The organism is Dactylosporangium thailandense (assembly GCF_059739745.1).
The window spans coordinates 678,377-691,350 of sequence record NZ_AP029195.1; the positions used below are offsets into that span (position 1 = coordinate 678,377).

At 73.4% G+C, this 12,974-nt stretch carries 12 protein-coding genes; 9 read left to right on the plus strand and 3 right to left on the minus strand.

Annotated elements, in window-relative coordinates:
* Positions 1-6: 6 nt before the first annotated feature.
* The 4 genes from AC6JBM_RS02910 to AC6JBM_RS02925 are packed head-to-tail and all read left to right on the plus strand — an operon-like array spanning position 7 to position 4,845.
* Positions 7-948: an ABC transporter permease gene (locus tag AC6JBM_RS02910; protein WP_350614346.1), complete on the plus strand. Its 942-nt coding sequence runs from the start codon at positions 7-9 to the stop codon at positions 946-948.
* A complete protein-coding gene (locus AC6JBM_RS02915) occupies positions 948-2,888 on the plus strand; it encodes a dipeptide/oligopeptide/nickel ABC transporter permease/ATP-binding protein (protein ID WP_497982058.1) in 1,941 nt (646 codons plus the stop codon). Before AC6JBM_RS02910 ends, AC6JBM_RS02915 begins: the two co-directional genes overlap by 1 nt.
* Positions 2,885-3,916 carry an ABC transporter ATP-binding protein gene (locus AC6JBM_RS02920; RefSeq protein ID WP_497982059.1) on the plus strand — a complete coding sequence of 344 codons (1,032 nt, stop codon included), beginning with the start codon at positions 2,885-2,887 and terminating at the stop codon, positions 3,914-3,916. Before AC6JBM_RS02915 ends, AC6JBM_RS02920 begins: the two co-directional genes overlap by 4 nt.
* Complete coding sequence (locus AC6JBM_RS02925; RefSeq protein ID WP_497982060.1) at positions 3,913-4,845, plus strand: dihydrodipicolinate synthase family protein; 933 nt, start codon at positions 3,913-3,915, stop codon at positions 4,843-4,845. Before AC6JBM_RS02920 ends, AC6JBM_RS02925 begins: the two co-directional genes overlap by 4 nt.
* 3 nt (positions 4,846-4,848) lie before the next feature.
* Here the strand turns inward: AC6JBM_RS02925 and AC6JBM_RS02930 are convergent, their stop codons facing one another.
* Complete coding sequence (locus AC6JBM_RS02930; RefSeq protein ID WP_497982061.1) at positions 4,849-5,193, minus strand: DUF488 domain-containing protein; 345 nt, start codon at positions 5,191-5,193, stop codon at positions 4,849-4,851.
* A gap of 76 nt (positions 5,194-5,269) precedes the next feature.
* On the opposite strand from AC6JBM_RS02930, the gene AC6JBM_RS02935 reads away from it, so the two are divergent.
* The 3 genes from AC6JBM_RS02935 (at position 5,270) to AC6JBM_RS02945 (ending at position 8,551) form a co-directional block, all read left to right on the plus strand.
* Entirely contained in the window at positions 5,270-5,917 is a 648-nt protein-coding gene (locus AC6JBM_RS02935; RefSeq protein WP_497982062.1) for a DUF4232 domain-containing protein, read from the plus strand.
* Between the two features lie 40 nt (positions 5,918-5,957).
* Positions 5,958-7,154 carry an MFS transporter gene (locus tag AC6JBM_RS02940; RefSeq protein ID WP_497986405.1) on the plus strand — a complete coding sequence of 399 codons (1,197 nt, stop codon included), beginning with the start codon at positions 5,958-5,960 and terminating at the stop codon, positions 7,152-7,154.
* 110 nt (positions 7,155-7,264) lie between these two features.
* Positions 7,265-8,551, plus strand: coding sequence for an RICIN domain-containing protein (locus AC6JBM_RS02945; protein ID WP_497982063.1), 1,287 nt, complete (start codon positions 7,265-7,267; stop codon positions 8,549-8,551).
* Positions 8,552-8,553: 2 nt separating this feature from the next.
* Here the strand turns inward: AC6JBM_RS02945 and AC6JBM_RS02950 are convergent, their stop codons facing one another.
* Complete coding sequence (locus tag AC6JBM_RS02950; protein ID WP_497982064.1) at positions 8,554-9,024, minus strand: winged helix-turn-helix domain-containing protein; 471 nt, start codon at positions 9,022-9,024, stop codon at positions 8,554-8,556.
* A gap of 47 nt (positions 9,025-9,071) precedes the next feature.
* On the opposite strand from AC6JBM_RS02950, the gene def reads away from it, so the two are divergent.
* The gene (gene def / locus AC6JBM_RS02955) at positions 9,072-9,620 is read left to right on the plus strand and encodes a peptide deformylase (protein ID WP_497982065.1); all 549 of its coding nucleotides are present in this window, start codon (positions 9,072-9,074) and stop codon (positions 9,618-9,620) included.
* 13 nt (positions 9,621-9,633) lie between these two features.
* On the opposite strand, the gene asnB is transcribed toward def, so the two are convergent.
* A complete protein-coding gene (gene asnB, locus AC6JBM_RS02960; protein ID WP_497982066.1) occupies positions 9,634-11,499 on the minus strand; it encodes an asparagine synthase (glutamine-hydrolyzing) in 1,866 nt (621 codons plus the stop codon).
* 197 nt (positions 11,500-11,696) lie between these two features.
* Here asnB and AC6JBM_RS02965 point away from each other — a divergent pair, with 197 nt between their 5' ends.
* A complete protein-coding gene (locus AC6JBM_RS02965) occupies positions 11,697-12,950 on the plus strand; it encodes an ammonium transporter (RefSeq protein ID WP_497982067.1) in 1,254 nt (417 codons plus the stop codon).
* The last annotated feature ends 24 nt before the right edge of the window (positions 12,951-12,974 follow it).

Consider the following 12,974-nt stretch of genomic DNA (forward strand, 5'->3'; position numbering starts at 1 on the left):
GCCCGGATGCTGGTCCGGCGGCTGCTGATCCTGGTACCCCTGCTGCTGGGCGTGATCGCGTTCGTCTTCGTCGTCATGCGCTTCTCCGACAGCAAGCCGGAGTACGCGTACTTCCAGGGCGCCAACCCGACGCCGGAGCAGATCCACCAGTTCCAGGTCGAGAACGGGCTGCTGGACCCGCTTCCGGTGCGTTACGTGCGCTTCGTCGGCGACCTGCTGCACGGCGACATGGGCACCAGCGTGCTGACCAAGGCGCCGGTGCTCGACTCGGTCACCACCGCGCTGCCGCTCACCCTGCAGCTGACCGCGCTCGGCCTGCTCGTCGCGGTCGTGCTCGCGCTGCTGTTCGGCGTCACCGCGGCGATCTTCCGCGACCGCTGGCCGGACCAGGCGATCCGGCTCGTGTCGCTGGTCGGGGTGGCCGCGCCGGCGTTCTGGCTGGCACTGCTGATGATCCAGTACCTCGCGGTCGACCGCGGCTGGTTCCCGACCGGCGGCTACATCAACCCGGCCGACTCCTTCTCCGGCTGGCTGCGCTCGATGACGCTGCCGGCGCTGTCGCTCTCGCTGCCCGTCGCCGCGCAGCTGACCCGCATCATCCGCACCTCGATGGTCGAGGAGCTCGACAAGGACTACGTGCGCACCGCGATCGGCAGCGGCCTGCCGCCGGTCGTGGTCGTCGGGCGCAACGTGCTGCGCAACGCCCTCATCAACCCGCTCACCGTGCTCGGGCTGCGGGTCGGCTACCTGCTCGGCGGCGCCGTCGTCATCGAGCAGATCTACTCGCTGCCCGGCATGGGCCAGCTGATGATCAACGCGGTCCGCGACGGCGACCCGGCCGTGGTGCAGGGCGTCGTGCTCACCATCGCCGTCGGGTTCGTGGTCGTGAACCTCGTCGTCGACGTGCTGTACCTCCTCGTCAACCCCCGACTCAGGAGCGCCGCCTGATGCGCGCCGGACTCTCCGCCAAGCTCGCCCGCCCGGGGATGCGGGTGCGCCCGCGCCGCCTGCGGGCCTCGTCCTGGATCGCGATCGCCGTGGTCGCCGTCGTGGCGCTCGCCGCGCTGCTGGCCCCGGTGCTCGCGCCGCACTCCCCCTTCGTGCAGGAGGCCGTCGGCGGCGGCCCCTCCGGCGCGTACCCGATGGGCCTGGACAGCAGCAACCGGGACATTCTCAGCCGGCTGATGTACGGCGCCCGCTGGTCGCTCGTCATCGGCCTCGGGGCCACCGCGCTCGCCCTCGTCGCGGGCGCGCTCATCGGCGCCGTGGCGGCCACCTCCCGCCGCGGCGCCGACGAGACGATCATGCGCGTCCTCGACGTCGTCATGGCCTTCCCCGGCATCGCGCTCGCGGCGGTGCTCGTGGCCGTCTTCGGCGGCGGCATCGGCGTGCTCGTGCTCGCCATCGCGTTCCTCTACATGCCCTCCGTGGCCCGGGTCGTGCGCGCCAACGTGCTCGCCCAGTACGAGGAGGACTACGTCGCCGCGGAGCGCACCATCGGCGCCCGCACCCCGCACATCCTGCTGCGGCACGTGGCCGTCAACTGCGCGGCCCCGGTGCTCGTCTTCTGCACCGTCATGGTCGCCGACGCGATCGTGTTCGAGGCGTCGCTGTCGTTCATCGGCGCCGGGGTCCGCCCGCCGAACCCGTCCTGGGGCTCGGTCATCGCCGACGGGCGCACCATGGTGCTGCTCGGCGGCTGGTGGGCGACGGTCTTCCCGGGCCTGCTCATCCTCGTCACCGTGCTGGCGCTGAACATCCTCGCCGAGGGGGTCTCGGACGCGTGGGCCGCCCCGGCCGCCCGTCCTTCGTCCCCGTCGGGCGGCGTGGACGCGCTGGAGACGGCGCGGCCCGGCTCCGGCGAGCTCACCGAGCTGCCCGGGCTGGCCGAGGCCGCCGCGCGGCTGCGTGCGCGGGCCCGGCCGCTGCCCACCGGCGAGCCCGTCCTGCGCGTCGAGGACCTCGCGATCGGCTTCCCCGGCCGGCACGACGACGTGGACATCGTCGCGGGCATCTCCTTCGCGGTCCGCCCCGGCGAGGTGCTCGGCCTGGTCGGCGAGTCCGGCTGCGGCAAGTCGCTCACCGCGCTCACCGTCATGGGCCTGCAGCCGCGGGGCGCCCGCGTCCGCGGCCGGATCGCCTTCGCCGGGCGGGATCTGCTCACACTGTCCACAAGGGACCGGCGGCGGCTGCTCGGGCACGACATGGCGATGATCTACCAGGACGCGCTGTCCTCGCTCAACCCCGCGATGACCATCCGGGCCCAGCTGCGGCAACTCGTCAAGCGGGGCGGCCGGCGCAGCGCCACCGAGCTGCTCGAGCTCGTCGGGCTCGACCCGGCGCGGACGCTGTCGGCGTACCCGCACGAGCTCTCCGGCGGCCAGCGCCAGCGGGTGCTCATCGCCATGGCCCTGTCCCGCGACCCGAAGCTCATCGTCGCCGACGAGCCGACCACCGCGCTCGACGTGACCGTGCAGGCGCAGGTGATCGAGCTGCTGCTGCGGCTGCGGGCCGAGCTCGGCTTCGCGCTCGTGCTCGTCTCCCACGACCTCGCGCTCGTCTGCGACGTGACCGATCGGATCGTGGTGATGTACGGCGGCCAGATCGTCGAGACCGGGGTCACCGCCTCGCTCATCGGCGCGCCCGCCCACCACTACACCCGCGGCCTGCTCGGCTCCGTGCTGTCGCTGGAGTCGGGGGCGCAGCGCCTCACCCAGATCCGCGGCGTCGTGCCCTCGCCGGCCGGCTTCCCGGCCGGGTGCCGCTTCGCCGACCGGTGCCCGATGGCCACGGACGTCTGCCACGGCACCCCGCCCCCGCTGACCGGCGGCGCGCACGCGGTCGCCTGCCACCACCCCGCCCTCGACCTCGCCGAGGTGACACGATGAGCGATCTGCTGAATCTGCGGGACGTGCACGTGGTGCACAAGGCCCGCACCGGCGGTCCGCTGCGCCGGGACAAGGTCTACGCGCTCACCGGCGCCGACCTGACCGTCGGGGCGGGGGAGACCGTCGGGGTCGTCGGCGAGTCCGGCTGCGGCAAGTCGACGCTCGCCCGGGTCCTCGTCGGCCTGCAGCGCCCGACCGCCGGCACGGTCCGCTTCCGCGGCGAGGACCTGTGGGCGCTGCCCGCGTCCCGGCGCCGCACGATGGTCGGGGCCAGCACCGGCATGGTGTTCCAGGACCCGTCCACGGCGCTGAACCGGCGCCTGCCCGTGCGCCGCATCCTGCGCGACCCGCTCGACGTGCACCGCCGCGGCACGCCCCGCGAGCGCGACGAGCGCGTCCGGGAGCTGCTCGGCCTCGTCGGCCTGCCCGCCGGCGCGCTCGACGTGCTGCCCGGGCAGCTCTCCGGCGGGCAGCGGCAGCGGGTGGCGATCGCCCGCGCGCTCGCGCTGGGCCCGGACCTGCTCATCGCCGACGAGCCGACGAGCGCGCTGGACGTGTCGGTACGCGCCCAGATCCTCAACCTCCTGCTGGACCTCAAGGAGCGGCTGAACCTGGCCCTCGTCTTCGTCTCGCACGACATCCAGACCGTGCGGCGCATGAGCGACCGGGTCGTCACCATGTACCTCGGCCGCATCGTCGAGGAGGCCGCCGCCGCCGCGGTCCCGGCCGGCGCCCGCCACCCCTACACCCGGGCGCTGTTCTCGGCCACGCCCGGCCTGCTGCACCCGATCGACCCGATCCCGCTCGCCGGCCCGGTGCCGTCCGCGACCCGCCCGCCGAGCGGCTGCCCCTTCCGCACCCGCTGCTGGAAGGCCGACGACGCGTGCGCCGCCGCGATGCCGGCCCCGACGGACGCGGACCCGGACGCTGCCACGGACGCCGGCGGGCACCGGTTCCGCTGCTACCACCCGGTGCCCGCGGGCGCCACCGACCGTGAACTGATCAGCCAAGCCCAGGAGCGCGCATGAGCACCGCCACCGCACTGTCCGGCGTCATCCCGCCGGTGTGCACCCCGCTGACGCCGGACTTCGAGGTCGACACGGCGTCGCTCGTCCGGCTGATCGACCACCTCCTGGCCGGGGGCGTCGACGGCCTCTTCGTCCTCGGCTCGACCTCCGAGGTCGCGTTCCTGCCCGACACCCACCGGCGGGTCGTGCTCGACACCGTCGTCGGGCACGTCGCCGGCCAGGTGCCGGTGCTCGCCGGGGTCATCGACATGACCACGCTGCGGGTGCTCGACCACGCGGCGGCCGCGGTCGCCGCGGGCGCCGACGGCCTCGTCGCCACGGCGCCCTTCTACACCCGCACCCACCCCGCCGAGATCGAGCTGCACTTCCGCACGATCGCCGCCCGGACGGGCCTGCCGCTGTACGCCTACGACCTGCCGGTCTCGGTGCACTCGAAGCTCCCCGGCGACCTGCTGCTCGGCCTGGCCGCGGACGGGGTCCTCGCCGGCCTGAAGGACTCCAGCGGCGACGAGGGCGGCCTGCGCAACGTGCTGCTCGGCCGCCGCGACCGGCCCGGCGCCGCGGGCTTCGCGGTGCTGACGGGCTCGGAGCTGACCGTGGACTCGGCCCTGTGGATGGGCGCCGACGGCGTGGTGCCCGGCCTCGGCAACGTCGACCCGCACGGCTACACGCGCCTCTACGCCGCCGCCCGCGCCGGTGACTGGCCGGCCGCGCGCCGCGAGCAGGAGCGGCTCGTGCGGCTGTTCGACCTCGTGGCGGTCGGCCGCGCCCGGATGGGCCACGGCTCCTCGGCCCTCGGCGCGTTCAAGGCGGCCCTGCACCTGCTCGGCGTCATCGCCCACCCGACGACGGCGGTGCCGCAGATCCCGCTCGACGAGTCCGAGATCGCCGCGGTCGGCACGTTCCTCGCCGCCGCGGAGCTGCGCTAGTCCTCAGGCGAGGAGGCGTTCGAGCACCGCGGTGTGCGCGTGGTCGAGGTCGCGGGTGGCGGTGAGCAGGGTGAGCTCGCCGTCGCCGGCGAGGTCGCGCAGGTGCCGCAGCGCCGACTCGCCCTCGGGGGTGTGCAGCTCGGCCCGGTACCGCTTCGCGAACTCCGCGTAGCGGGCGGGGTCGTGGCCGTACCACTTCCGCAGCTCCGTCGAGGGTGCCACCGCCTTGAGCCACTCGTCGACGTCCGCCTGCTGCTTGGCGAGTCCCCGCGGCCACAGCCGGTCGACCAGCACCCGGCACCCATCGTCCGCGGCCGGCTCGTCGTAGGCGCGTTTGACGTGAACCATGATTCCAGTGTGCACCCCCACGGGCCCGGTGATTGCGACTTGCCACATGGGGTAACGACACTGGGAGGTGCACATGATGACGCGTACCAGAGCGCTGCTCACGATCGCACCGCTCGGGCTGCTGCTCGGCTCCGCCGCGGGCTGCGGCTCGCACGGCGACGGCTCGGCCGCGCCCGGTGGATCGGCACTGCCCGGCAGCCAGGCACCCTCGGACGCACCGCCGGTGAGCGGCGCGCCCGAGCCGTCGGGCGGGGCGAGCCCGACCGGCGGCAGCGGCGGTGGCGGGGATTCCGGCCGCTGCCACCACGGCGAGGTCGGGCTCTCCGTCCAGGACGCCCCGGGCGGCGGCGCGGCCGGCAGCCAGTACACCTGGATCGTCCTGACCAACACGTCGTCGCGGACGTGCACGGTCTCCGGGTACCCGGGCGTCTCCTGGGTCACCGGGGACGGCGGCCAGCAGGTCAACAAGCCCGCCGAGCGGGACACGGCCGTCTCGCCCAAGCGGGTCGAGCTGGCCCCCGGCAAGGCCGCGCACGCGCAGGTCGGCAGCCCGCAGACCGGCAACTTCGGCGACGAGTGCAAGCCCGTGCAGGTGCGCGGCTACCGGGTGTACCTGCCCGACGAGACCGCCGCGGACTTCGTGCCCGCCCCGCAGACCGTGTGCTCGGCCGACGGCGTCGGCCTGGCCCACGTCGGCCCCGTGGTCGAGGGCACATCGCAGTAGCGTCGTCGGCCGGCGCCCGTACCATGCGGCGGTGAACCTCATGCGCCGCCCGGGCTGGGCGCCGGTCCTGCTCTCGTACGCCACGTTCGTGCTCGTCGGCCTCAACGCCGGCGTCGGCGGGGTGCTCATCGTGTCCCAGATGCGCGACTACGGCGTCGACGAGGCCACGATCGGCCTCACGTTCTTCACCAGCTCGGCGGGGTACATGGCGGCCGGGGCGACCGCGGGGGCGCTGCTGCACCGGCTCCACGTGCGGATGGCCCTGGCCGCGGGCATCGCCGTCTACGCCCTCGGGGCGGTCGCGACCGCCGTGCGGCCCCCGTTCGCGGTCCTCGTCGCCGTCCAGCTGCTCGTCGGCTACGGCACCGGGGTCCTCGAGTCGATCCTCAACGTCTTCCTCGCCGAGCTGCCGAACTCGACCACGCTGCTCAACCGGCTGCACGCGTTCTTCGGGGTGGGCGCGTTCCTGGGGCCCCTGCTGGCCGCCTGGTTGCTGCAGTACCTGTCCTGGACCGCCGTGTGGCTGGTGCTCGGCCTGCTGTGCGTGCCGCTGGCGGCGGGGTTCCTGGTGGCGTACCCCCGCCGGGCCCCGGCCGCGGAGCGCGCCGCCGCGCCCCGCCCCACCGGCGTGCTGCGCGACACGCTGCGCAGCCCCGCGGTGGTGCTCGGGTCGGCGTTCCTGGCCGTGTACGTCGGGCTGGAGATCGGCGTCGGCACGTGGGCGTACAGCTTCCTGATGCGCGTGCACGGCGAGTCCGGGGTGATCGCCGGGTACACCGTCAGCGGCTACTGGCTCGGCCTCACCCTCGGCCGGTTCCTGATCAGCCCGATCGCGACCCGGGCCGGGATGAGCGCGGCCGGGATGGCCACCGCCTGCCTCGCGGGCGTGACGGCCGTGTCCGCGGCGCTGTGGGCGCTGCCGACGGCATCGCTGGCCACCGCCGGCCTCGTGCTGCTCGGGTTCTTCCTCGGCCCCCTGTTCCCGACCGCCATGGCGGTCACGCCGCAGCTGGTGCCGCCGCGGCTGATGGCGACCGCGATCGGCGTCATGAACGGGGTGTCGCTGCTCGGCGGGGCCGCCCTGCCGTGGCTGACCGGCTGGCTCGCCCAGCATGTCGGGATCTGGACGCTGATGCCGTACGCGCTCGGGCTGTCGGTCGTGCAGCTCGCCCTGTGGCGGCTGATGCTCGCGCGCGCGGTCTCCCCGTCGCCCGAGCTGCTCCCGTCGGAGTCGTGACCCCGCCGGCACCCGCTGATCGCGGCGGGCCGGCGATCGGAACGGTTCGAGTCTGAACGGTTCTGTTCGGTTCCTGGTGTGCCCGTCGCGGCGGACGCTGCCATGGGTGCATGAAGGACACCGCCATGTCACGAGGACTGCTCGCGCTGCTGGTCGCCGCCGCCGCCGTTCTCGCCGCCGCCGCGCCGGCCCACGCCGCGGCCGTCACCGTCCAAAGTGGAGTGCAGCTGCGCGACACCGCGGGCAATCTCCTGCACGCGCACGGGGGAGGGGTCGTCAAGGCCGGCTCGTACTACTACTGGTTCGGCGAGGACCGCAACGCCGACGACACCTTCCGCTCCGTCGACGTCTACCGCTCCACCGACCTGCGCACCTGGGAGTTCCGCAACCACGCGCTGACCCAGTCCTCCGCCGCCGAGCTGGGGTCGGCGAAGATCGAGCGGCCCAAGGTGATCTACAACAGCTCGACCGGCCAGTTCGTCATGTGGATGCACAAGGAGAACGGCACCGACTACGGCGAGGCCCGCGCCGCGGTCGCCACGTCGTCCACGGTGGACGGGGCGTACACGTACCGCGGCAGCTTCCGCCCGCTGGACTACATGAGCCGCGACATCACGCTCTTCCGCGACGACGACGGCACCGCCTACATGATCTCGGCCGCGAACGAGAACGCCGACCTGCACGTCTACCGCCTCACGAGCGACTACCTCGGGGTCAGCGCCCGGGTCCAGCGCCTGTGGCCGGGCTCGTCGCGCGAGGCGCCGGCGATGTTCAAGCGCAACGGGGTGTACTTCCTGCTGACGTCGGCCGCCACCGGCTGGGCCCCGAACCAGCAGCAGTACGGCACCGCCACGAGCGTCACCGGCACCTGGAGTGCCCTGCACACCGTCGGCGACAACACCGCCTTCGGCTCGCAGACGGCCTATGTGCTGCAGGTCGGCAGCGCGTACCTCTACCTCGGCGACCGGTGGGCGGGCGCGTGGGGCGGGGCGGTGAACGACTCGCAGTACGTCTGGCTGCCGCTGTCGTTCCCGAGCAGCACCGGCCTCGGTCTCGCGTGGGCGCCGCAGCTGAGCATCGACGCGGCCGCCGGAACCGTGGCCGCGACGGCCGGGCCCGCGGAGCAGCTCGTCGCGCGGCACAGCGGCAAGTGTCTCGACGTGAGCTCGGGCTCGGCCGCGGACGGCGCGCGCACGTTGCAGTACACCTGCGGATCCGGGCTGAACCAGCGCTTCACGGTGCAGGATCTCGGCACCGGCTTCGTGCGGCTCGTCGCGCGGCACAGCGGCAAGTGCCTCGACATCGCCGACGGCTCGACCGCCGACGGGGCGGCCGGCCTGCAGTGGACGTGCAACGGCGGCACCAACCAGCAGTGGACCCGCCGCGTGGTGGCCTGAGTTCAGTCCGCGGGCTCCACGAGGGGGAAGAACCGCGCGACGGCCGCGACGGGTCCGCGGTTGTGCGCCGGGCGGCCGCTGTACCCCGCGATGAGCGCCCGCACCGCGTTGCCGAGCTCGGTCAGCTCCTCCGGCGTCAGGTACACGACCTCGCTGAACGCCTGGTCGCGGCGCCAGTGCGCGGGCGCCCGGTCGCGCACGGCGAGCCAGTGCTGGTAGCTCTCGTCCTCGAGACCGCGGTTGAGCGCACTTTGCAAAGGAGGGGCCTCGCCGACGAGCCGCCAGGGCTTCGCGCGGCCCTCGGCGGGCACCTCCTCGACCACGCCGTAGCGGGCCAGCTGCCGCAGGTGAAACGAGTAGAGCCCGGAGCTGCCGCCCAGCTCCCGCGCGGCCTCGGTGGACGTGAGCGTCCCGCGCTCGCGCAGCAGGGTGACCAGGGCGGTGCGCACCGGATGGGCCTGTCGGTCGATCACGTTGCACAGTATCCTCGTTTGCAAAGCACAATGCAAAGGAGTCGAGCATGAGCGTGGTTCCGGTGCGGATCTTCGGCGACCCGGTGCTGACCACCGCGACCGAGCGGGTCACGACGTTCGACGCGGAGCTGCGCCGGCTGGTCCGCGACCTCTTCGACACCCTGGAGTCCGAGCGCGGCTCGGGCCTGGCCGCCAACCAGATCGGCGTCGCGCTGCGGGCGTTCGTGTTCCACGTCGACGGGGTGCGCGGGCACCTGGTGAACCCGGTGCTCGACTTCCCTGACGAGCAGGAGCAGGACGGGCCCGAGGGCTGCCTGTCGATGCCCGGGCTCTACTTCGACACCGTGCGCCGGCAGCACGTCGTGGCCAAGGGCTGGTCGGACCGGGGCGACCCCGTCCAGGTGGTCGGCGCCGGCGAGCTGGCCCGCTGCCTGCAGCACGAGACCGACCACCTGGACGGGGTGCTGTTCATCGACCGGATGGACGCCGGGCGGCGCCGCGACGCGATGCGCGAGATCCGCGAGGCGCCCTGGTTCGGGCCGGGCTCACCCCGCGTGAAGGTGAGCCCGCACCCGCTGTTCGGCCGGATCCGCTAGAGCTCCGGATCCGCTAGAGCTCCAGGCGCGCCGGGCTGTGCCGCAGCCAGGTGTCGAGGGCCAGGATCTGCTCGATCTGGCGCCGGGCCAGGCCGAATCCGTCGTGCTCGTAGGGCGACGCGACCAGCTCGCCGACCCGGGCCTGGTCGAGCAGGGCGGACGCGGGTGAGTCGGCGGCGACCACGGTGGCCGCCTCGCGCAGGGCCCGCTCGTAGCGCTCGTCCTGGGTGGACGGGTACGGGCTCTTGACCCGGGCCACGACCGACGCCGGGAGCACGTCCGCGGTCGCGGCGCGCAGCAGGCTCTTCTCGCGGCCGTCGAAGGTCTTCATCGACCACGGGGTGTTGTAGACGTACTGCACCAGCCGGTGGTCGCAGAACGGCACCCGCACCTCGAGCCCGTGCGCCATGCTCATGCGGTCCTTGCGGTCCAGCAGGATCTGCACGAACCGGGTCAGGTGCAGGTAGGAGATCTCGCGCATGCGCCGGTTGTGCGGGTCGGGGTCGTCGCCGTGGTCGACCTCGGCGAGCGCGGTGCGGTAGGCGGCCTCGCGATACTCGGGCAGCCGCAGCGCCTCGTGCAGGCCCTGGTCGAGGGCGCCGCTGGACGCGTCCGCGCCCGGGTTGGCCAGGCTGAAGACCGCCAGCCACGGGAAGGTCTCGGACTGGATCACGGCCGGCTGGTGGAACCAGGCGTAGCCGCCGAACACCTCGTCGGCCGCCTCGCCCGACAGCGCCACCGTGGAGTGTTCGCGCACGGCCCGGAACAGCAGGTACAGCGACGTGTAGATGTCCCCGCCGAAGGTCGGCTGGTCCATCGCGGCGACGACGGCGTTGCGGCTGAGCGGGTCCATGAGCGTGGCCGCGTCGAGCACGATGTCCTCGTGGTCGACGTTCACGTGCTTGACCACGTCGTGCACGAACGGCGCGTCCGGGGTCGCCCGCATCGGGTCGGGCTTGAAGTGCTCGGTCTGCCCGACGAAGTCGACGGCGAACGAGCGCAGCGGGCCCTCGCCCCGCGCCGTGAGCGCCCCCTGCGCGAGCGCGGTGGTCGCCGAGGAGTCCAGCCCGCCGGACAGCAGTGCGCACAGCGGCACGTCGGCGATCGTCTGGCGGGCCACGATGTCGTCGAGCAGGCCCCGCACGGTGCGGATGGTGGTGTCGAGCGAGTCGGTGTGCTCGGCGTAGGACGGCCGCCAGTACTGCCGGCGGTGCAGCCCGTCCGCGTCGACCCGCAGGATCTCGCCGGGCACGACCTCGTGCAGGTCGCGGTAGATCGCGTGGCCGGGGGTCTTGATGAACGCCAGCAGCTCGCGCAGGCCCTCGATGTCCACGACCGCCTCGGCCTGCGGGTGCGCGAAGACGGCCTTGGGCTCGGACGCGAAGAGCACGGAGCCGGCGATGCCGGTGTAGTAGTACAGCGGCTTGACGCCCATCCGGTCGCGCACCAGCAGCAGGTGCTCCCGGCGGGCGTCCCAGATGCCGAACGCGTACATGCCGTTGAGGCGGTCGACGAAGTCCTCGCCCCACTCGACGTACGCCCGCAGCACCACCTCGGTGTCGCTGTCGGTCTTGAACGCGTGGCCGCGCCCGCGCAGCTCCTCGCGCAGCTCGCGGTAGTTGTACAGCTCACCGCTGTAGGTGATCGCGGCGAGCTCCCGGCCGTCGTGCTCGACGGTCATCGGCTGGTCGCCGCTGACGAGGTCGATGACGGCGAGCCGGCGGTGGCCGAACGCGATGTGCTCGCGCACCCACAGGCCCTCGGCGTCGGGGCCGCGCAGCGCCATCGTGCCGGTCATGGCCCGCACGGCGGCCGTCTCGCGGCGCAGATCTCGGCCTTCGGGGGCACCCAGGGCGACCCAGCCGACGATTCCACACATTGCCTTGCACCTCCCATGGATCACGCTCCGTGCTTACGCAAGTGCGGAGCGTCTATCGGTGGCCATCTCTCCCCCTTCCCGCGTGACGAGCACGTAACTGATCTGCGACATAGGTAACACCTCGGAAACTTGTGCGAGTTCCCAGCGAAACGGTCGCCGGGCACGCTGACGCGGCCGTCGAAGATCGAGGGGGACACATGCCGGAGGGGTTCAGCGCGGGTGACACCGCCTGGCTGCTGGTCAGCGCCGCCCTGGTGCTGCTCATGGTGCCGGGCCTGGCGCTGTTCTACGGCGGGATGGTGCGGGTGAAGAGCGCGCTGAACATGCTCATGATGTCCTTCGCCTGCCTGGCCGTGGTCACCGTCGTGTGGGTGCTGGCCGGCTACTCCCTCGCGTTCGGCCCCGACGTCGGCGGGCTGATCGGCTCGCTGCGCCACGCCGGGATGGCGGGCGTCGGGATGCACGACCTCACGGGCACGGTACCGACCCCCGCCTTCGCCTCCTTCCAGCTCATGTTCGCCGTCATCACCGCGGCGCTGCTCTCCGGCGCCATCGCCGACCGGGCCCGCTTCGGCGCCTGGATCGGTTTCGTGGCCGTGTGGGTGCTCGTCGTCTACGTGCCCATCGCGCACTGGGTCTTCGGCGGCGGCTGGATCGCCACCCACCTGCACATCCTCGACCTGGCCGGCGGCACGGTGGTCGAGGTGAACTCGGGCGCCTCCGGGCTCGCGCTCGCCCTGGTGCTCGGCCCGCGGCTGGGCTTCCGGTCCGACCCGATGCGCCCGCACAGCCTGCCCCTCGTGGTGCTCGGCGCCGGGCTGCTGTGGTTCGGCTGGTTCGGCTTCAACGCCGGCTCCGCGCTGACCGCGGGCGGGGCGGCCTCCATGGCGTTTCTCAACACCCAGGTCGCCGGGGCGGCCGCGGTCTGCGGCTGGCTGCTCGTCGAGCGGTTCCGCGACGGGCACCCGACCACGCTCGGCGCGGCCTCGGGCGCGGTGGCCGGGCTCGTCGCGATCACCCCGTCGTGCGGGTCGGTGAACCCGTTCGGGGCGCTCGCCATCGGCGCGGTCGCCGGGGTCGCCTGCGCCTACGCGGTCGGGCTCAAGTACCGCCTCGGCTACGACGACTCCCTCGACGTGGCCGGCGTGCACGGCGTCGGCGGGCTCATCGGCACGCTGCTCATCGGGCTGCTGGCGACCGCGGCGGTCACCGGCGGCCCGAACGGGCTGTTCTACGGCGGCGGGGTGGACCTGCTGTGGCGCCAGGCGCTCGCGGTGCTCGTCGTGGCCGTGTACGCGTTCGGCGTGACGTGGCTCGTGGCCAAGGGCGTCGACCGGCTGGTCGGATTCCGGGTCGCGGCCGAGGACGAGCACGCGGGGCTGGACCTGGTGACGCACGCCGAGAGCGCGTACGAGATGCACGCCACGGGGCTGACGGGCCACATGCGGTAGCCGGCGCCGGGCCGCGCCGCGGGG

Bases quoted from the DNA above. Each gene is read 5' to 3' on its own strand.
- AC6JBM_RS02940 (WP_497986405.1), top strand. From the start codon at position 5,958: ATGCGCCGCCCGGGCTGGGCGCCGGTCCTGCTCTCGTACGCCACGTTC.
- AC6JBM_RS02910 (WP_350614346.1), top strand. From the start codon at position 7: ATGCTGGTCCGGCGGCTGCTGATCCTGGTACCCCTGCTGCTGGGCGTG.
- AC6JBM_RS02925 (WP_497982060.1), top strand. From the start codon at position 3,913: ATGAGCACCGCCACCGCACTGTCCGGCGTCATCCCGCCGGTGTGCACC.
- AC6JBM_RS02920 (WP_497982059.1), top strand. From the start codon at position 2,885: ATGAGCGATCTGCTGAATCTGCGGGACGTGCACGTGGTGCACAAGGCC.
- AC6JBM_RS02935 (WP_497982062.1), top strand. From the start codon at position 5,270: ATGACGCGTACCAGAGCGCTGCTCACGATCGCACCGCTCGGGCTGCTG.
- AC6JBM_RS02945 (WP_497982063.1), top strand. From the start codon at position 7,265: ATGAAGGACACCGCCATGTCACGAGGACTGCTCGCGCTGCTGGTCGCC.
- AC6JBM_RS02915 (WP_497982058.1), top strand. From the start codon at position 948: ATGCGCGCCGGACTCTCCGCCAAGCTCGCCCGCCCGGGGATGCGGGTG.
- AC6JBM_RS02930 (WP_497982061.1), bottom strand. From the start codon at position 5,193: ATGGTTCACGTCAAACGCGCCTACGACGAGCCGGCCGCGGACGATGGG.
- def (WP_497982065.1), top strand. From the start codon at position 9,072: ATGAGCGTGGTTCCGGTGCGGATCTTCGGCGACCCGGTGCTGACCACC.
- AC6JBM_RS02965 (WP_497982067.1), top strand. From the start codon at position 11,697: ATGCCGGAGGGGTTCAGCGCGGGTGACACCGCCTGGCTGCTGGTCAGC.
- asnB (WP_497982066.1), bottom strand. From the start codon at position 11,499: ATGTGTGGAATCGTCGGCTGGGTCGCCCTGGGTGCCCCCGAAGGCCGA.